Below are 19,500 nucleotides of genomic sequence, written 5' to 3' on the forward strand. Positions count from 1 at the left end.
CATGTTGCAGTAACTTTTAAAATAGTTATTAGAGCCCAAAAATGGAGAATTAGTTAAGTATACTGCATGATACGGTCATTTTGTCCAATTCCAAATACACACTACTATGACCCATGAAGATATTTATTGGGTTTTTAAATGTTTAAGCTATTTTTTATAATTTTTATGTATAATTACAAACCCAAATGTGCTCGTAGCTCAGCTGAATAGAGCAACAGGTTGCGGTCCTGTAGGTCGGGGGTTTGAATCCCTCCGAGCACACCACTCCTTTAAATAAGATTTAACTAAGCTATCATATTTTTATTGCTAATGCTTTTATGATATTAAAATGTAGCTATGGTGTTAAATTTTAAGAAGTTGTATTGTTTGATGGGATAATATGCGTTTATATAATTTTTAACCATAATCGCGAGGCTTTGTTTACGTGTTGGTTGAATAAAGTTGAGGTTATAGTTTATGTTTAAACATTTTTGTTTGTAATCTTTGCCATTTGCTAAAATGGTAGCGTAGCTCAGTTGGTAGAGCACTACCTTGACATGGTAGGGGTCGCTGGTTCGAGTCCAGTCGCAACCACCACTTCAGACTAGAATACGTTGTTGTATTTGGTTAAGATTTTTTACCTCTATACATTTAATCTTTTATGTATGCCGTTAACCCATATTGATGTAGCTAACTACTTGATTCGAAATTATAAAGTAATTTTCCTAAAAACAATGCAAATAGTCCTTGTATCAGGGTTTGGTTGCCTTTTTATTGTGCATTTATAAAGTATGGACATATAATAAAAATTATAAAAATCTTAATAGATTGTGTGAATCTTATTCACAAATTCTCCTAGAATCCATAGTTTGATATTTTAATATTTAGCATTTTGTAAGAATGATAGAATACATAAGTTTGCATATTCTTTATATAAAAGCCCTTAAAAGATTATGTAAAGATACAAGCTTTTCAAATGTGCCTTTTACATATAATTTCAAAAGCAACAAAACATACTTCAAACAATACCGCAGGCTAAATTTATGTTGAATATGGTTTAAGTGGCGCATGTGAAATGTATTTGCGACATATTGAGTCATTACATCAAAATAATTTTTTGTTTTAATCGAAGGTTGTGGGGAGGGGGTTACTGGACTATTAATATGTGATATATTTCTACAAATTAATTTGACCTAGGCAATATCTGTTGGGAGAGGCTATCTAAAATGAATATAGCAATATCAGTCAATTTTACTAAAAATTTACATTCTTTATTTTTCAATTTTACAAGCCATACCTATACTTTCGCCATATTTTATTTGAAAGGATGATTTATGATGAAAAAGTGTATATTGGGGCTTGTGGCGGGTTTAACTCTTGGTGCAAATATCGCTGTAGCAGCAGAAAATATTTATCCTATTTCAAGAGAGATGGGATCTGGTACTCGTGGTGCTTTCACCGAAATATTTGGAATTCAAAAAGAACTAAAGGGTAAAAAAATAGATGCTACTACAAAAAAGGCAGAGGTTACAAACTCAACAGGCGTGATGATGACAACAGTGGCAAATTCTAAAAATGCTATTGGTTATATATCGCTTGGATCACTAAATGATACTGTAAAGGCGATAAGTGTTGATGGTGTAATGCCAAGCGTTGAAAACATTAACAATAAGAGTTATAAGATCTCTCGCCCATTTAACGTTGTGATTAAAAAAAGCACTCCGCTTATTGAAGATTTCTTGGCATATAGCATTAACGCAAAGGAAATCATTGAAAAATCTGGATACATTGCAACAAAAACTCAAAAATTTGTCAGCAAGAAACCAAAAGGTAAGCTCGTAATAGCTGGCTCAAGCTCTATTACACCGCTCATGGAAAAACTTGTAGAATCTTATAAAAATGTTAATCCAAATGTAGTGATTGAGATTCAGCAATCAGATTCTACAACAGGTGTTAATGTTGTGGTAGAGGGTATAGCAGATATAGGTATGGTATCCCGTGAGGTTAAAGAAGCGGAGTTAAAAAGAGGTGTTAGTGTGCGTGTATTAGCAATTGATGGTTTGGCTATTATCGTAAATAAAGCAAATCCTGTTACAAACATTACAAAAGATAGCGTGTATAAGATTTTTACTGGTGAGATGACAACCTGGGATCAAGTGAAGTAGTTTTATAGTTTCTATAGTTTTGATATAAGATTTATTCTATAGTTTAAGAATCTAGATTTCTTTTACAACTGATGTAGCTAGATGAGTGAAATTTAGATTCTAGGCGAGATCTTTAGTAGTTTGTATGTTTGTTTAAGATAGTAAGACTAGATTCTAACTTATTGATTCTATAAAGTTAGAAATATCTTTGTAAACAGAAGGTTTCTTAGGATAAAACTTATTGCAATAAAGATTTATTTTAAGAAACTAGAAAGTAAGATTAGTATTTTGGTATAAAGATTCTAAGGGAAGTAAATGTTTAAAGAGAGGTTTTTTCATACTTTATTTGCACTTTGTGCTATGGGGTCTATTTTTGCAGTTTGTGCAATTTGCTTTTTCCTGTTTGTGAATGCAATTCCTACGATGAAACAAATTGGTGTGATGGACTTTATATTTGGCGTAGATTGGTATCCAGAACAAGAATTTTTTGGAATCTTTCCTATGATTGTGGGGAGTTTATGTGTAACTGCTCTTGCCATTCTTTTTGGTGTTCCAATTGGTATTTTTAGTGCTGTCTATTTATCACAATTTTGTCCGAAAAGCTCAAAAAAATATTTGATTATGGCGGTAGAGTTGCTCGGAGCTATCCCATCAGTTGTGTATGGATTCTTTGGACTAGTTATTATTGTGCCATTACTTGCTAGTACTTTCCATGGCATACCAGGAAAAAGTGTGTTGGCTGCATCATTTATTCTTAGTATTATGATACTGCCTACTATTATACTTGTATCAAAAGCAGCAATAGATTCTGTGCCGACAAGTTATTATGAAGGAGCATTAGCTCTTGGTGCTAGTAGTGAAAGAAGTGTGTTTTTTGCAGTTTTACCTGCAGCTAAATCTGGTATTTTAGCATCAGTTATACTTGGTGTTGGCAGGGCTATTGGTGAGGCTATGGCAGTTATTATGGTTGCTGGGAATCAGGTGCAGCTTCCAAGCAGTGTGCTTGATGGAGTAAGAACCCTAACGACTAATATTGTGCTTGAGATGAGCTATGCAGAAGGTTTGCATAGAGAAGTGCTCATTGCAAATGCGGTTGTACTATTTGTATTTATCCTCCTGATTAATGTGTGTTTTAATCTTATTAAGAAGGAGAATAATTAACATATTGCTTTCTTGTATATCTTAATCTTGCCTTATCTTGCTTTGTTGGTTATTGTATTCTATACATTGTATCAACTGCTACATATGAATGTATTGTGAATGATGATTTTCATTAAGTCTATAGGGCTTTAATAGATTTTTCACTTTTGTTATATCTGATATATCCTCTAAAGGCTTTTTTTCAGGGTAGGGTGGATATTGCTTTGAGATTTTAAAGTATACACATATCTTCGATGTTAAAAATAAGTCAGTATAGTTGGTCATATCATCTTTTTAACAATGCTTGCATCTTTGAATTATAAAAATGGTGAAAAAAAAGGGGGGGGGGGATTGTATTATCTCAAAAAACTTTTGTTACATAGTTTATGATTCCTAAGTAGGTTGTTATAATTAAAATCGCTTACTAATATATCTTTTTTGCTAAAAATAAAATGCACTTTATAAAAGCATGTTTTAATCAAAAGCACTACACACAAAAGCAATTTAATGCTATAATGCTAACGCCTTTATGGCAAAGCTTTTTAAATCCTTTGAAAGCTTTTTTGTTGCCTTTCTGGATTCCCCCCCCCCCCTTTTTTTTACTAGCATTACTAGAATTCAGAGGGTAACAAGCAACATTTCTTTTATTACTGCACATTTGCAAAATCCAAAAAACACCTTTTAGCATTGACAGACATACCCTAAAGGCTAAAAGGTGCTTAATGTATTAAGCCTTAACATACACATATCACAACAATAACAATCATATGCAACACATGCAACATTTAAGCTTAAGCATTTGATACAAATAAAAATAACATAGTAAGCAAATCCTACATACTCACTACACAGAAACACTTAAAGGAATCCATAAAAGCCAGAAGCCCTTAAAACATGCTTTACTAAAAATATTTTTGTGTATAGTTTTGTGTATAGTTTGTAAGAGGTATCAAAGAAACCTAAATCACATCACAAGCTAAAAACCTTGTAAATGTGGATTAATTTGGTGCGTGTTTTTTTGGTAAGATTAAAGTTTAAATGCTGTATATTCACTATTATAAGAAAATAATATGAGTTCTATTTGAATAATTACTTGTTCATACTTATCCAAAATAACAATATATTTAGATACCAAGCTATACAAATAAAGATAAGATAAAGATTTAAAATCATCTAAATTATATTCTACAGGCATCTTTAAGTATTTTCATCAACACAAGAATAAGTCTTAAGCCTATCCAAACACGCTTGGTAAGGAAAAAATATTAAAAATTTAATTCAAAATTACCCATATGACTTAGAAAAACAATATACTTGATGATATGATGGATTTTTACCCTCTAATGTTTGATCATTTTTTTAATTTCATCTAAATATGAAAACAAGTGGCACATAAGAACTCAAGATTTCAAACAAACATATTAGTTAGGACAAAAAACAAATATTTTTCATAGTATATCAAATAAAAAGTTTATTGTTTGAGATTATAAGATAAAAAGTATCTTCACTCATTGCAGTTTTTGAAAGACATGATTTTATAGCTTTTGCTAAAAGCATTTCATGTAACCAATCTGTATATGCTGAGTATTTACCATTTTTTACACTATCATTTTTTTGCATGATTTTAAGCAATGTCCCCTTGCTTACAAATTTTACTTCAGAATCACCACTTTTTAAATCCTTAATCCCAACCACAATCCCTTTTAAGTGTTCTTTAACCCAAGCAGAGTCATGTTCTTGCCTTAACTCAAAATTAGGCGTTAATTTCATATATTCATCAACACCATCAACACTATATACAAAATCATCACAATCAAATACGCTATGAGCTTTTACGCTTAATTTACTTCTTTTAGCAAGTTCTAGCCAACCTTTATAACCTATATCAATTCTTGCTTCAGTTATATAATCATTGCCTATTTTTACTTTGCGTGGCACAATGTAGGCTTTACCTAGATTCTTATTCAAGCTTAGTTTTAACCCCGCAATATCAAGACTAGCTTTTACTATGCTTTGCATACTACAAGCAGATAAATTAGAATCTAATGCAATGTTTAATAAACTTGCTTTAAATTTATCCTTACTTGCTTCATTACCGCATAAAGCACATAAACGCTCTTGTATCTCTTTATTCTCAAGTAATGCTAATGCTTCATTCTTTCTTTGAATAGTTGTGATATTACTCATTGTTTAGCTCCTTTCCATTTTTAAACTTATAACTTTACTGCATGCAGTTCTAATTCATCGTATCTTTCATACAAGTATGGGTGACTAAAAACTCCAAATTTCTCATTAAATACATATATTTGCATTTTACCTTTTGAATTCAACAATAATGAATGTTTTTTGCCTTTAAGCATAAATTCATCATTCAGTTTTAATTCTTTACCATTTTTATCTTTAAAAACTTTACTTGGTTCAACGCCATTACATATTTTTATTTTACTCATTATTTAATTCCTTTCCATTTTCGTTCTTCTTCTGTAAGTTCTAATTTGTCATCTAATTTGTCTATAAGAGATAAGCATTGATGTCTAAAAGATAAGATAAAAAATGCTTCTTTATCTATTAACGTTTCAAGGTCTATTTCATCAAACATTTCTTCTAGTTGCATCATGCCTGTACCAACTTCAAGTAATTTACGAGCCATCTTAACACCATTTTTCATTTATAACCCTTTTTTAGAATTTCAAACATTTATGTTTGATGTTGTAATTGCAAGATTTGCTTAGACCCCTTTTAAATCAAAATAACATCTGTAATCTTTATAGCAAAGATTATTAAAATCATCCTGTATCAAAAATACTAAAATCTATTTTACCTATTCAACAGAACCATCTTTATAACGAGCAACAACGCTAGATTCTACTTTTAGCTCTCTGTTTTGATTATCTAAAACATAATCAAATCTTATGCGTTGCTGCTTTATAACAGACCAAGAACCGCTACTAAAGATATAAGGATTAGCACATATTTAAATGTGTGTTTATCTGGTATAACTCTTTGTATACTCTACATTTTATACTACACTAACTAATTTAAGCCACATTTACAAAGTTTGTAATTTAAAGATATTCTATTTAATGTTGTTTGATGCTTTTTACAACGTATGCGAAAAAAACATTGTATAAATACGTTTTAGAGTTTTTACCTTTATGGAATCCTTTGGGTGTTTATGATGAGAAAGAATATAAACAAGTTGTTTCAAATAAGCTTTTAAGTATTTATATTGTTGTTAGAAATATAAAGTAAATTCTAAAATAATTCTTCAGATGTTTTTATATAAAGCATGCATAAAATTATATTATTTTATATTTGTGTCGAGCGTCTAAGCTTCAAAGCTGCATATGTCGTCCTTGTTATTGCGATGTGTGTCTTTAACAGCTTGATACAAAAAAAATGACTTAAATGTTTTTATTTGTTAGGGTTTAAGAGTATAAGCAAGAATGAGACTGTGAATGCTAAGATAATAAACAAAAATATAAGTGTTATTTGTTTGAAGAAATTTGCTATCCTCCCTTTCAAGAATAATTGCCTTGTAGATATACATGATTGTTGCAATTTGAGCCAGTCTTATATTGCTATATTGTTTATTATTAATGAAGTTTGTCACCACATATACAATGAGGTGACACAAACACTCTCTACACCACATTCTACTCATAATAGTAATGTGGTGATCTGTCGTGCAATCTGTTTGCTCGGAATATTCCATCTTGTCTTTTTATTTTATTTTCTGTCAATTCTAAATATTACTACGCTTAGCACGTATAGTGCCCAAAAACTTGCCTATGCAATGCATTTTTAAGTAAATCAATATAATAATATCAAACTTTTAAAATATACCTGCAAGTTGAAGTCCTGTAAATGCGGCTTTAATATAATATATATAATTTGCAATTTTTATACCTCCTTTTTCAATATTGCCATGTGTAATTTTGTAAAGCACTAGATGGATTATACTGGATTATACAGGAAATAGTAGCAACTTAACAAGGTATCAAATGAAAATGCAAATAGGATTATAAAATGTTTAAAACTATATGAATTTCTATTTTCTGTATTACATATAAAGGCTCTTGCCTTATTGACATTATCGACTGCTTGAATGAATTGAAGCTTGTTATTTTATTGTTTCTTATGCCTGTGTATTTTATAATAAATGCAATACTTTCAAGGAATTGATGAATTGATTATAATCGTAGGATACATAGCAATTTTAGTGTTATGTGCAAATCACTTATAGATTGTAAGCATGTCGCAAGGAGCTTTTATGAGTAATTTAAATATCTTTAAAATCGGTGTAGGACCATCATCATCGCATACGTTGGGTCCATTGATAGCAGGGAATCTTTTCTGTAAGCAAATAGATTCTATACTACAAAAAATAGAACGTATTGAGATAACTCTTTATGGTTCTCTATCGCTCACAGGTAAAGGGCATTTGACTGATAAAGCTGTGATTTGGGGGTTAAATAATGTCGAGCCGCGTTTTTTGGATGCAAACCTACAGATGGAAATAAACAAGAAAGCATTTGATAAAAATATACTAAATCTTTGTGGTAAGAGAGAAATTCCATTTTACTACCAAAAAGACATAATCTTTTCTGATATCTTTTTGGATTTACATGAAAATGGTATGTGCATCAAAGCTTTTGATGCTAACAACAATAAGCTTACAAGTCAAACTTATTATTCTATTGGTGGTGGTTTTGTAAAGACTGAAGAGGAACTAAAACAAGATGATGTAGAAATAGATTCCAACAATACTCTTATAATAAGCATTGAGAATGCAACAAAAGCATTATATCTGTGCGATGAAAAACAAATCAATTTAGCACAACTTTCGCTCATGTATGAATTACAGTTTCACACAGAAGAGTATATAAAAGCATATTGTCTTGAGATTTGGCAGGTTATGCAAGAGGTATATCAAAATGGTATCAATCCCGCCCAAGAGTATCTACCTGGAAAATTACAATTACATCGCCGTGCAAAAGGATTGCATAAAAGAGTGAAAGCCACAACAGATCCTATGGGAATAATTGATTTTATCTCTTTGTATGCAATAGCTATCGCTGAAGAAAATGGTAGTGGAGCAAGGGTTGTAACTGCTCCGACCAATGGAGCATGTGCAGTGATACCCGCTGTTATGTTGTATCTTAAGAATCATACAATAGGTTTTGGTGATGATGAGGTAATAAATTTCTTGCTGACTGCGATGCTTATTGGTTCGTTTTATAAGAAGAATGCAAGTATAAGCGGTGCAGAGGCAGGTTGTCAAGCAGAGATAGGATCGGCAAGCTCTATGGCAGCAGCAGCAATGGCGAGTGTACTTGGTGCAGAAGCAAGGGTTGCATGTAATGCTGCAGAAATGGCAATGGAGCATCATTTGGGTCTTACTTGTGATCCTGTTGGTGGGCTTGTGCAGATTCCATGTATTGAGAGAAATGCGTTTGGTGCAATCAAGGCGATTTCGGCAGCTCGCATGGCAATGACAAGAAAAAGCATACCAGTTGTAAGTCTTGATGAAGTTATCAAAACAATGTATCAAACAGGCAAAGATATGAATGCAAAGTATAGAGAGACTTCACTTGGTGGTTTGGCAAAAACTCTCTCAAGTGTGTGTTAGTAAATCTGTTTATTACATATTTAGCCAACATATTTGGGTTTCTAGACATGTGTGTGCTGTAATCTCTTGCTGTAGTTATGAAAACCATGCAATCAGCCATACATAATTTATGTGGATATTAGAAATACTTTTATGTCTCATAAAGTAAGAAATGTGATGAGAATACAAGAGATTATTTATATTTTAACTCGTTAGGATTTGTTTAAAACAATAAATTTTATATAGAGATTGGGTTTATAATTTTGGTCTCTACAAGAATTGTAATAGCACACAGTATTTTTTATATGGAGAAATTGGTTGTAGTTTGCATGAATATGCCATTTTTATTTTTAGCATAAGAGATAAATAGTTATGAAAACAAGAAGAATGCTATTTTATATGCAATTCTTATTTTACTTTAAAGCTTGCTATTGACTAGATAAAACCTTACTTATTTGCCCTTATAGAAAATTTAATGGAGAGAAAATAACTATGCGAGTCTCGCATGGAGATATAAAGGGATTAAATGAATGAGGATTTTAAAACCTATAGATTCTTGATTATCGCATATGGATAATAAAACACTGCTCTAACCTTGTAAGCTTGCTGCATAAATTTTCTCTTTTCTAAAGTAAAAATCTATCAAAGATCTTTAAGCATTGTAGTGTAAATATATGCAAGTATAAGTTAATATTTTCTTGCAATAAATATTTGAAAACTTCATTTTTCTAGCTCTATATCATAGTAATATTGCAATAATATTTTGTGATAGCCAATAATTTAATCAAGAAATGCTTGATATTGTCAATTTTCTCCCACTCCTCTTACTTTCTCTTTTAGCTAGTCTTGTTGTGAAAAAACTAAATTGATGTTAACATCCTTATTCTAAACATATTTGAGAATCTGTTCTAGGCAGACTTACTTATATTTGTTTTTAAAATACAACTTTATAGCATACTTGATACAACCGAGTAGAAGTGATATTTTGTTTTTATTTATCAATAAATATTAATCCATCATACATCTTGTCACAAAACATTCTATGTGCCTTTCAAAAATGATTATCCTTTTTTCATTTTTAAAGCTTACTTGTATGCAATCCTATCAAGTCATCAACCATTAATATTAACACGCCAATCAAGCTATGTAATATCGCAAATTTAATATTTTCGCTTTTATTAGCTTTGCAAATGCATTACTCTGCGTATTCATACTCTTTTAACCCAATAAAGATAGCATTTAAGCCATCTCTTGTGTGATAGATCAAGTGTTTTACATAGCTGCATTAAAATGCAGGGACAACCTCACCTTTATAAGTATCCTCGATAAATTTCTTTACTTCAGGACTTTGCAATGCTTTTTTCAATTCTATGATATCTGGCTTATTTTCATCACCTGCACGTACTACAAGGATATTAGCATAAGGTGAACGAGCATCTTCAACCGCAATTGTATCCTTATTAGATAAGCCATTTTGCATCGCAAAATTGCCATTAATTACTGCAAAAGCTACATCATCAAGCATTTTAGGTAGTAAGGCTGCATCCGCAGTCATAATTTTCAATTTCTTTGGATTTTTTTTGATATCTCGCAATGTTGCTGTCAGATTCTTAGGATCTTTAAGTGTAATAACGCCATTATTATGCAAAAGTATCAGTGCTCTTGCTCCATTTGTAGGATCAGATGGGATGGCAATCTTTGCACCACTTTGTAGTTCATCAAGTTTTTTGAGCTTTTTTGAATATATACCAAGTGGTTCCACATGCACTTGTGCAACACTTACTAGATTGAGATTTTTATCTTTGTTGATCTTTTGAAGATAGGGTAAATGTTGCATAAAATTTGCATCTAAAGATTTATCTGCAAGGGCTAGATTTGGTGTTACATAATCTGTAAATTCCACAATTTTTAGTTGAACTCCCTTTTTATCCAACATAGGGACAATTGATTTTAAAATCGCTGCGTGTGGCACAGGTGTAGCACCAACTTTTACCTCTCCTGCAAACGCGACTTGTAACGAGCCTAATGCTAAACTCGCAACTAATATGCTTGTGCTTACAAATTTTTTCATAATTGCTCCTTCAAAATAAGTTAAGCATATATTCTAGCACAAAAACTATAATTTCTCTCATGCAAGATCCACAAATATCACCTTATGTTTGACAATATTATACATAGATTTATGGGTAGTAAAATGCTAAATGAAGATCGCGGCTTATTATATGATTATGTAAATTTATACCACCATGCTATTATGATAAGTTTGTGTGCAGCCATGCATTATACGCATCTTCTGCTTTTGCCTCAAAGAATACAATCTCTGGCACCTCATAGCTATGATATGTGTGGATTAAAGATTCTATAGCCTTATAATGTTTAGGTAAGGTTTTTAAAATTATCAAGTACTCCTTGTCTTTGCAAAGTTTGCTTTTGCCCTTAGAATCTTTCCAAATGTAATGACTTTTTATCTTACAATATTGTGCACATGCAATGAGGTGAGATTTTAATAAAAGCTTAATGAGTGTTTTTGCTTCTTTTTTTGTGGGTGTTGTGGTGTGAATGATTAACATAAGTTTCCTTTAAGATACAATTTAGACTTATTTAATATGCAATATAGGTTATTAACTAGCTTTTTGTAAGCACTTAATAGATTATTAGATTGTAAAATCACATTTTACAACATCTATTAATATCACTAATATCACAACAGAATCTATTCTCTAAAAATTGTGCCATCTAAAATAGCCTTTAAGGTCTTATATGAGGTAAATGTTACCGCAAAAAATGCCATCATAAATCCTAAGATTCCTAAAACTCCATAAAACCATTTAAAGCCATAATCTACATACAGGACAAAACCCGCTAGGCTAAAAGCACATAGCGGAAATGTAAATGCCCACCATGATGGTGCAAAGCTAAGTTTTGTAAAAATCTTACCCAAACTCACAAGCAAAAGCACAAAAAACAATGCCACATTAAAAGATATAAGACTTAAGGTGCTATGACTTTCAAAAAGACAATGAAGATCTATTGTAAAAATACTAGGTGGAGCTATGAAGATAAAAAGTGTGGGGATAAACTTAGAATCGAGACTTTGCTCAAAAATGAGTCGCTGCATTATCATTGCGCCTAAAATGATCCAAAAAAAGCAACCTACAGAAAAGAAAAAGAGTAGTAAATCTTTTGATGCAAAGATGAGTGAGCCACTAAGAGGAACTACGAGATTTCCAACAATAGGTATAAACCAGGCAGGAGAAAGCAAAGTGCTTTTCATACTTTCTCTAAACCAAAAGGACATAACATACAAGCTCAACACAAGTTGCAAAGCACTTGCTATATAAAATAATCCCAAAACTCCATACCAAAATACATCACTTCCAACACCCACATCACCCCAAAATGCCGCAATGATGAGCATACTTATGGGAATGCTTGATAGAAAATTAATTTTTACTTGATGTTTCAAATCAGCCTTAAATGAGTTAAAATGAAAAAAAATTTTTGCACCATAACACACAAGTAAAAGAGTAAAAACAATCACTGCTAAAACTGCAAAACCATATGCACTCCACCACAGCAATGGTGCGATTATGCTTTGCCATGATGTATTTGATTCTAAAGTAGATTCTATGATATTAGCATTTGGTAAGCTGCCAACAATAATACTCATTTTTTTTAATACAAGGCTTAAACTTCCAGTACCCATGACTGAAGCAAATAGGGCAACTGGGAAATTCGCAAGTTTAGATTCTGTAGAATTAGATTGTGTAGATATAGGATCAATTGGTTTGGAATCTGTTTTTTGAGATTCCATTGTGTATGTTTGTATCAAATGTGAATGAATTTCTACATCGATCTTAGACTCTGCGTTTTGTGGGTTCGCATTCCTAGTTTTTTGCATAGCTATTCCTTATTTTTGTGGATTTTACAATCACTTGTTTTCTCATTTTCTTCTGCCATTTTAACGCCCTCATGCCATAAGCTGTGTCGCTCCATAATATATGTAGAATCTACTCTACCGCTAAACATTGCCCTCAAAAGTGGACGATTTGCTTTAAAGATAAAAGCTGCTAAATGTCCGATGATACCAAGAATAATTAAAAACATTCCAAGGTTATGCAATTGTGCACTCCAGATATACAGACTATCGCTTATATTCCATCCAGCTAAGTTTTTGGCAGTCTTTATAAGACCTGTGACAATTAAAAGCAAAAGCACAAGTCCTATAAAAAAATATGCTAATCTTTGTTCGGGCAGATATTTCTCACTCTTTGGCTCAACGCCTCCAAAAAGCATAGCCTTAATAATCTTTAGGCTTTTCACCCCATCGCCTTTTTTTGGAAAAATATCAAACTCTGCCCTTGCAATATGAAAATACAGATGGAATGCTACAAAAAATATGAGTCCAAAAGCTCCTACATAATGCAGCATAAGACTTATATGATAATCTCCACTCCATGCCATTAAAGGGAGTTCATTAATCATATAACGCTTTGATACAGGCATTTGAAAAATCCCACTTGCAATGAGTATAAAGGTGCTAAATGCTACACCCCAATGCACAATGCGATTTTGCAGACTTTGACGCAGTATTGTTGATCTCATAGTTTTTTTATGTGTGTTACTTGTGTTTATTTGCATAGTAGATTCTGTTTTCATTGTTTTTCCTTTCTATTTTGTTGTAGTATTTTTTATATTCTTTTTAGACTTTGCCACAGCGATTGCCCCAGCCACTACGCCAATAAGTGGTGCGGCTAACACACCTTTAATAAGGGCAGAATCTTCACTCACAAAGTTTTTTACCACCACATTCATATGTGGTCGTCCCATTTTTTGACTTTTGGAATCTAACACACCAGATTCCTTACCATATTTTTTAGCAATGGCTTCATCAATCTTTGCAAAATCTACAGAGGAGATATAAAATGTGCTTGTGCCGCCATTTTGTGTGTCTCCATAAATGAATTTACCTTCCTTTTTCGCCTCTTCTACAAGAGCTAGAATCTTAGCCTTATCATCAAAGATAATAGCATCTTTAGGACATTGTGTTTCACAGGCAGGCTTTTTGCTTTCTGCTAGTAAATCCGCACACATATCGCATTTAAACATTGATCCACCACCAGCAAGTTTTGGAGCGATTTTAAGATAGATACCAACTCCAGCTTGCCTTTGTGGAATCCCCCAAGGACAGACATCACGGCACTTTGCTCCACCAAAACAATAGTGCTCATCAATATTTACAGCATTATTATCATCTTTGCCAATGATTCCAAATGGGCAAATCTTTTGACAGGTAGGATCATCGCAATGCATACAACGACGTGGGACAAAAACTTTTTTAGAATCTACCTCTACCTCTTCTACAAAGGTCCAGTTATATGGACTTAGGCGTGATATATCGTCTCGATTTTTAGAATAGTCTTCATAAATTTTACGCGGGAAATATTGCGGAATGTCTTTTATCGGCTCGGGGAATCTAGGGGCATTTTTCTCTTTACACGCATTCACGCATTGTGGCATTTCATAGCCCTTGCAGCCATCGCATTTATCAAGGTTTATAATACTTGCCTTGCCTTTTGTTTTGCTAAACTCACTTGAATCTATAAGCGACCTTTTCTCTTTTTTGCCATCTTTTGTAGAATCGCTAGATTCAGCATTTGCTCCAGCCACTAGCATAGGGGTGAGTGCCAGGGATTTTAAAAAGTTGCGTCTTTGCATTGAACTAACCTTTTTGAGATATAATTTCCTAGCATTGTATGCAAGTTTGAACGCTTTGTGTGTAACTTTATCACAAAAGGGAAATGGCTTTTAAGGCAGGATTGATTAAAATACAAAAAAGAAAAAGGAATTATAATGGCAAGTGCAAAACAACCACAAGATGAGATTGATTATAAAGTCAAATTTAGCCAAGAGTATTTTAACCCCAAGCTTTGCAAATATGATAATGAGCGAATAGACATTATCCTGCTTGATAAAAAGGGCAATCCACTTTTATACATTGAAGCAAAAGTTACCCTAAACCCACAAGAAAGAGCAAAAGCCCTAGCTCAAGTCGTGCTAACCAATAAAAAGCAAAAACAGATTCTAAACCACCTAGCCCTAATCTATAAAGAAAATGGCAATGATGTTTTAGAGTTTATCGAGCTTTTAGATGATAGCGTGATGTTTAATAACGACTTCCATTGGGAAAGCGAAACTCCAAGTAGTCCCACACGCGATGCGATAGATAGAATCAACGATAGATTAAAACAAAGTGCGAAAATCATAAAATATGTAAATAATGAGATTAAAGAGTTTTATGCCAACCTACTCAAAAGAGAAGATTTAGAAATCTCTATCACGCTTAAAAATATGATAACCATTTTTCACGCGTGGAAAAAAGCCTTAACTTTTAAAAATGAGATAAAAAACGAACAAACCTTAATCAATCTCTTTTTGGTAGATATGCTAAACAACACCAAATACAAAGACAGCCTTATAATCGTAGGCACAGACTTAGGCTCACAAAAGCCCCTAATACGAGAAGGCACAGACCTAAACGCCTTTAGCATAGAAATAAACGAAAACAAACAAGAAGTAAAATTTATAGATGATAAAAATGAAAAATTCTACACTATCCCAAATCTACAAGCCTATACAGCCTTTTGGCAGAAATACAAACGCCCACCAGCAAAAGATGAGTTTTTAAAAATCTTAGAAGAATCGCATTTGCTTTATACTGATAAATACCGCAAAGACACAGGCGGAGAATACACACCCTTTTTCTTTGTGAGTGAGCAAAACAAGATTTTAGAGCAGTATTGCCAAGATTCTAAAACAGACTTAAAAGACTATATCATTTATGACCCTTGCTGTGGCGTGGGGAATTTAGAGAATCAATTCTCAAAAGAGATAAAAAAGCAATGCTACTTAAGCACACTAGATTCTAAAGATGTGGATATTTGTAAGATTAAGGATTTTGAAAATGTGGTGCAATTTGATTATTTAGAAAATGCTAATGAGCCAAAATTTAAACACGGGGGCGATGAGCTAGAGATAGCCGAAATTGTAAAAAGAGAAAACAAAAAGCTAATGGTAATTATGAATCCACCTTATCAAAGGCAAAAGGGCAGGAAAGAAAACAAGGCAATAAGCTTTTTTAACAAAGTCTTAAAGCTAGAGCCTGAAGTCATTGTGTTTTATTATATGAGCGAATCTTTTATGCGTGATGAGATAAACACTACATAAATTCTAAGCTTAAAATGTATAGCCATATTTTTAGCACAGCTAAAACCTTTAATCTAAGTGATTGGAGTATCTCTCAAATGATTTTTAGCAAACACTTAGGCGATGAAATCAATAATAAATCCTTTACCACCAAGCGTTATGAGGACAATAAAGGCTTTAAATTTATCGAAAGCTACACCTATGATTTAGAGCGACCAAGTTTAGTGAAAGAGATAGACACAGCGATAAAGCAAAATCAAAAGGGAATGATTTTGGGGAATTATAGTTATTTAAGAAATATCATTAATCTCACAAATAAACCGAGCAAAAATTATAATCCTATCACAACAGAAAATTTAAAATATTGCTTAATGTGTTATGGTATAAATTTTAATACGCACGATAAATATTTTGAAAGAAGCCCTTATGTTTTAAAAGGTAAAATAAGCGAAATTCCACAAGAATTATTTAGCGATGGTATAGCCTTTGCATTATTTTTTAAGGCTTTAGCTTTCACAAATAAAGCCGTTGCTTCTAGCGGGGGGGGGGGGGGAAATTCTTAAAAACTACATTATGCCCTTTTGTGCTGAAGACTTAGGCGGAGCGTGTAGGCATAATGATTTAAATGTGCTTTATCCTGAACACGCTGAAATTATAGGCTATGATATGAGTGTTTTAGACACGCCTGAAGTGCAAGAGAAAAAGCGAAATTTAGAACTTCCACCCTTTGACTTTAGAGAGTTTTTAAAGCAATTTAGTTTTAGCAAAGAAGCCAAAAGCCTTTTTAACGCCGCACTAGAAATCTTTAAATACTATCACGCAAATCCTTACTATCAAAACAAAGATTATAACGACAGCTTTTATGATATAACAAATGCTATAATGGGAAAAGATACAAATACCTTTAAAGATTTAGAGGGCAAAGATAGCAGAATCACACGCACCAAAACCACCAAAGGCACAAAAGGCTTTGCCAAAAACAACCTTAAAGGCGTCATACCAAGCAAAGATTTAGAGCTTTTCTACCACTTTTTTGAAGTGCGAAATAATCTAGCGATAAAAATCAATGAAGAACTACTAGATTCCAACCTTTTACTATGGAAAAGGGAAAATATCTTTTAATACATAGAATCTAAAATTATTAATTACTTTAACATTGTATTGTGCTTTTATATGGCATTCTTACCCGTGTTATATTGAGTGTGTAAGCAAAATATCTTTTTAAATTCCATATTAGATACTTTGTCTAAAGACTTAGCCACCACAAATCCTTTTATTGAAATACAAACACAAAAGCCTTTTTAGTAAAATCACCAAATTCTACATTTATGCGAAACTCTAACACTAACCTTTTTAAGTTATAATTCAAGCGATTTTATCACAAAAGGAAAATATGCAACCACTATCTAAAGACACCTTGATACAAATCAATACCACGATATGTGGCGATGAGAGAAGCCTTGAAGTCCTGCAAAATAAGGGCATTGTAAAAGCCTACACAAAAGGATATAGAATCTACCCAGATAGCGATGAGCTGCTAGGCTTTTTGTATGTTTTAAGCGGGAAAGTCCGCTTTTTTAGCGTATCAAGCAATGCTAAGGAAATCACCATTTTTACCATAAGCGATAAGGAAAGCTGTATCATCTCTACAAGCTGTATTTTATCGCACATTAAGGCTGATGTGGTGCTTGAGTTTATGGAAGATTCTAGCGTGTTTATCCTACCAAATAAGATTTTTGAGACACTCACACACAGCAATGAATCTATTATGCGTTTTAATCTCTCTTTAGTCTCTAAACGCCTAAAACAAGCCTTTGATACCATTAATGATGTAACTTTTAAGAGTTTGAAGAATCGTGTAGTTAAATTCTTATTAAATAGTGCCAGAGATAATAGGGTAGAAGTTAGTCAAGAAAGCATTGCAAATAACATTGGTAGTGCAAGAGAAGCTGTTGCAAGAGTAATAAAAGAGTTAAAAACAGAAGGACTAATACAAACAAGCAGGAATGCAATTGTGCTAACAAATAGGCTGTATGAGCTGGGTTATGAAATAGAAGCTTAAATACTTTTTAGGTAAGACTGACAGGTTGTTCAAAGGTAAAAGCCTTTTTAGAATGTGTTTATATAATATCCTAGATTCTAAGTCTTCTAGTGTGAAAATAGGATGTGTATTATTAATAAGTAGATTAAAGATATATATGCTTTTTTATTATTTTTAATAGAGAGAGATTTAGTGTGTATCTCTTCGCAATTTTTATATTATTTATCCAACACACCTCTTATTTTACATACTCTTATGGCAAAAATATCTCTGTAGACTACCTCTATGTTTGTGTCATATTTGATGTAATCATATATACAACTCTTGGTGTTTAAGATTCTAAAATACTCTTAATTGCTAATTTATTGACATAGATTCTAAGTTTTAAGTATATCCCTCATAGATTTTATACAATAGTAGACATGAAACCTTTGATACTTGATTCTTTATTATTGCACCATCTTATTTTTGTAATAATATGTTATCATTCAAATCAAAAAGTTAAAGGGAGCTATAACATGTATATGCGATTTGTATTTTTATGCTGCATGAATTTATATTTTGTAGCCTGCTCTTCATTAACGATTAAACCAGACAATATAGTAAGCTACAATAATGGTATAGCAATCATGCAAGACACGCAAGAAAAAAGCAAAATCCAAGTAGAAATTGCACAAGAGGAAATTGGTGGTTTTGATCGCATACCTTTAGTGTTTTATATCACCATAGAGAATCTTAGTGATGATATTTTACAATTTAGTACTGAAAACATTTCCATTGTATTGGATGGAACAACAATTAAGCCATATAGTTTTCAAGCTTTGTCGCGTTCAAGCTTTAGCCTTTCTCAAGCCTTATATGACTATGGTATAGAGATTACACCCCCAAATTTTAAAGTTAATGATCCATTTTTTAGCATGAATGCTTATCATGTATATCCTATGCCATTCGTATTTAATGATGGCTTTTTTATGACATATAGATTCTATGACTATTCATTTTCGAGGGCTAACTTTTATAACATGCAATTAGAATCTTTTAATGCCAGGAAGTTTCTAATCTCACACTATTTGCGCAGAAATACATTACGCAAAAATGATGTAAAAGGTGGCTTTGTTCTGATTCCATACAAGAATCTAAGAGCAGGAGATATGCATATTCAAATAAATGTTGGAAGCGAAGCGTATGACTTTCTTGTGAAGTTGTCAAAGATGAAGTAGTGTTGGGTGATATATGCCACTTATTATTTGGATAAGATATGTAATTATCCTTCACACTATTTTTCAAAACCTTATCAATAAGCAACCTACGCAAACAAAGATTAAATACCAAAATCCCCAAAACAATGCAGTATATCAACGGGTGGGAGAAGAAACTAA

The 19,500-nt window shown here is 32.4% G+C and carries 17 protein-coding genes and 2 tRNA genes; 11 read left to right on the top strand and 8 right to left on the bottom strand.

Annotation, left to right across the window (positions count from 1 at the left end; translation table 11 throughout):
• The first annotated feature begins 187 nt into the window (after positions 1-187).
• From LS81_RS07860 to LS81_RS11310, 5 genes are all read left to right on the top strand, one after another.
• Positions 188-264, top strand: a tRNA-Arg gene (locus LS81_RS07860).
• A 236-nt stretch (positions 265-500) separates the two neighbouring features.
• Positions 501-576, top strand: a tRNA-Val gene (locus tag LS81_RS07865).
• Positions 577-1,316: 740 nt separating this feature from the next.
• Positions 1,317-2,144 (top strand): substrate-binding domain-containing protein, encoded by an 828-nt coding sequence (locus LS81_RS07870; protein WP_034346935.1) that lies wholly within the window; start codon positions 1,317-1,319, stop codon positions 2,142-2,144.
• Positions 2,145-2,438: 294 nt separating this feature from the next.
• The gene (gene pstC / locus LS81_RS07875) at positions 2,439-3,284 is read left to right on the top strand and encodes a phosphate ABC transporter permease subunit PstC (RefSeq protein WP_034344510.1); all 846 of its coding nucleotides are present in this window, start codon (positions 2,439-2,441) and stop codon (positions 3,282-3,284) included.
• A gap of 508 nt (positions 3,285-3,792) precedes the next feature.
• Positions 3,793-3,948, top strand: a complete 156-nt coding sequence (locus LS81_RS11310; protein ID WP_161976753.1) for a hypothetical protein — start codon at positions 3,793-3,795, stop codon at positions 3,946-3,948.
• A gap of 773 nt (positions 3,949-4,721) precedes the next feature.
• Here the strand turns inward: LS81_RS11310 and LS81_RS07880 are convergent.
• From LS81_RS07880 to LS81_RS07890, 3 genes are read right to left on the bottom strand one after another with little or no spacing between them, the layout of a single operon-like run.
• Positions 4,722-5,450 (bottom strand): recombinase RecT, encoded by a 729-nt coding sequence (locus tag LS81_RS07880; RefSeq protein ID WP_081955873.1) that lies wholly within the window; start codon positions 5,448-5,450, stop codon positions 4,722-4,724.
• Between the two features lie 26 nt (positions 5,451-5,476).
• Positions 5,477-5,713: a hypothetical protein gene (locus LS81_RS07885; protein WP_034344417.1), complete on the bottom strand. Its 237-nt coding sequence runs from the start codon at positions 5,711-5,713 to the stop codon at positions 5,477-5,479.
• Positions 5,713-5,931 carry a hypothetical protein gene (locus LS81_RS07890; RefSeq protein ID WP_034344418.1) on the bottom strand — a complete coding sequence of 73 codons (219 nt, stop codon included), beginning with the start codon at positions 5,929-5,931 and terminating at the stop codon, positions 5,713-5,715. Before LS81_RS07890 ends, LS81_RS07885 begins: the two co-directional genes overlap by 1 nt.
• Before the next feature lie 1,605 nt (positions 5,932-7,536).
• On the opposite strand from LS81_RS07890, the gene LS81_RS07895 reads away from it, so the two are divergent.
• A complete protein-coding gene (locus LS81_RS07895) occupies positions 7,537-8,895 on the top strand; it encodes an L-serine ammonia-lyase (protein ID WP_034344423.1) in 1,359 nt (452 codons plus the stop codon).
• A 1,264-nt stretch (positions 8,896-10,159) separates the two neighbouring features.
• Here the strand turns inward: LS81_RS07895 and LS81_RS07900 are convergent.
• The 5 genes from LS81_RS07900 to LS81_RS07920 all read right to left on the bottom strand — a co-directional run bounded on the left by LS81_RS07900 (position 10,160) and on the right by LS81_RS07920 (position 14,592).
• A complete protein-coding gene (locus LS81_RS07900) occupies positions 10,160-10,945 on the bottom strand; it encodes a MetQ/NlpA family ABC transporter substrate-binding protein (RefSeq protein ID WP_034344424.1) in 786 nt (261 codons plus the stop codon).
• Between the two features lie 181 nt (positions 10,946-11,126).
• Positions 11,127-11,444, bottom strand: coding sequence for a divalent-cation tolerance protein CutA (gene cutA, locus LS81_RS07905; protein ID WP_034344426.1), 318 nt, complete (start codon positions 11,442-11,444; stop codon positions 11,127-11,129).
• 143 nt (positions 11,445-11,587) lie between these two features.
• Positions 11,588-12,775 (bottom strand): SLAC1 anion channel family protein, encoded by a 1,188-nt coding sequence (locus tag LS81_RS07910; protein WP_233715927.1) that lies wholly within the window; start codon positions 12,773-12,775, stop codon positions 11,588-11,590.
• Positions 12,776-12,777: 2 nt separating this feature from the next.
• The gene (locus tag LS81_RS07915) at positions 12,778-13,479 is read right to left on the bottom strand and encodes a cytochrome b/b6 domain-containing protein (protein ID WP_034346918.1); all 702 of its coding nucleotides are present in this window, start codon (positions 13,477-13,479) and stop codon (positions 12,778-12,780) included.
• A 66-nt stretch (positions 13,480-13,545) separates the two neighbouring features.
• A complete protein-coding gene (locus LS81_RS07920; RefSeq protein WP_034344427.1) occupies positions 13,546-14,592 on the bottom strand; it encodes a 4Fe-4S dicluster domain-containing protein in 1,047 nt (348 codons plus the stop codon).
• 135 nt (positions 14,593-14,727) lie between these two features.
• On the opposite strand from LS81_RS07920, the gene LS81_RS07925 reads away from it, so the two are divergent.
• The 5 genes from LS81_RS07925 (at position 14,728) to LS81_RS07940 (ending at position 19,341) form a co-directional block, all read left to right on the top strand.
• The gene (locus tag LS81_RS07925; RefSeq protein ID WP_233715928.1) at positions 14,728-16,101 is read left to right on the top strand and encodes a hypothetical protein; all 1,374 of its coding nucleotides are present in this window, start codon (positions 14,728-14,730) and stop codon (positions 16,099-16,101) included.
• 14 nt (positions 16,102-16,115) lie between these two features.
• The gene (locus LS81_RS12050) at positions 16,116-16,643 is read left to right on the top strand and encodes a hypothetical protein (protein WP_237022215.1); all 528 of its coding nucleotides are present in this window, start codon (positions 16,116-16,118) and stop codon (positions 16,641-16,643) included.
• On the top strand, positions 16,609-17,202 hold the full coding sequence (locus tag LS81_RS07930; RefSeq protein WP_138069890.1) for a hypothetical protein: 594 nt from the start codon (positions 16,609-16,611) through the stop codon (positions 17,200-17,202). Before LS81_RS12050 ends, LS81_RS07930 begins: the two co-directional genes overlap by 35 nt.
• A 271-nt stretch (positions 17,203-17,473) precedes the next feature.
• Positions 17,474-18,142 (top strand): Crp/Fnr family transcriptional regulator, encoded by a 669-nt coding sequence (locus LS81_RS07935; protein ID WP_199769760.1) that lies wholly within the window; start codon positions 17,474-17,476, stop codon positions 18,140-18,142.
• Between the two features lie 497 nt (positions 18,143-18,639).
• Complete coding sequence (locus LS81_RS07940; RefSeq protein ID WP_034347895.1) at positions 18,640-19,341, top strand: hypothetical protein; 702 nt, start codon at positions 18,640-18,642, stop codon at positions 19,339-19,341.
• Positions 19,342-19,500: the final 159 nt, after the last annotated feature.

It is taken from the genome of Helicobacter trogontum (assembly GCF_000765905.2).
GTDB lineage: Bacteria > Campylobacterota > Campylobacteria > Campylobacterales > Helicobacteraceae > Helicobacter_A > Helicobacter_A trogontum.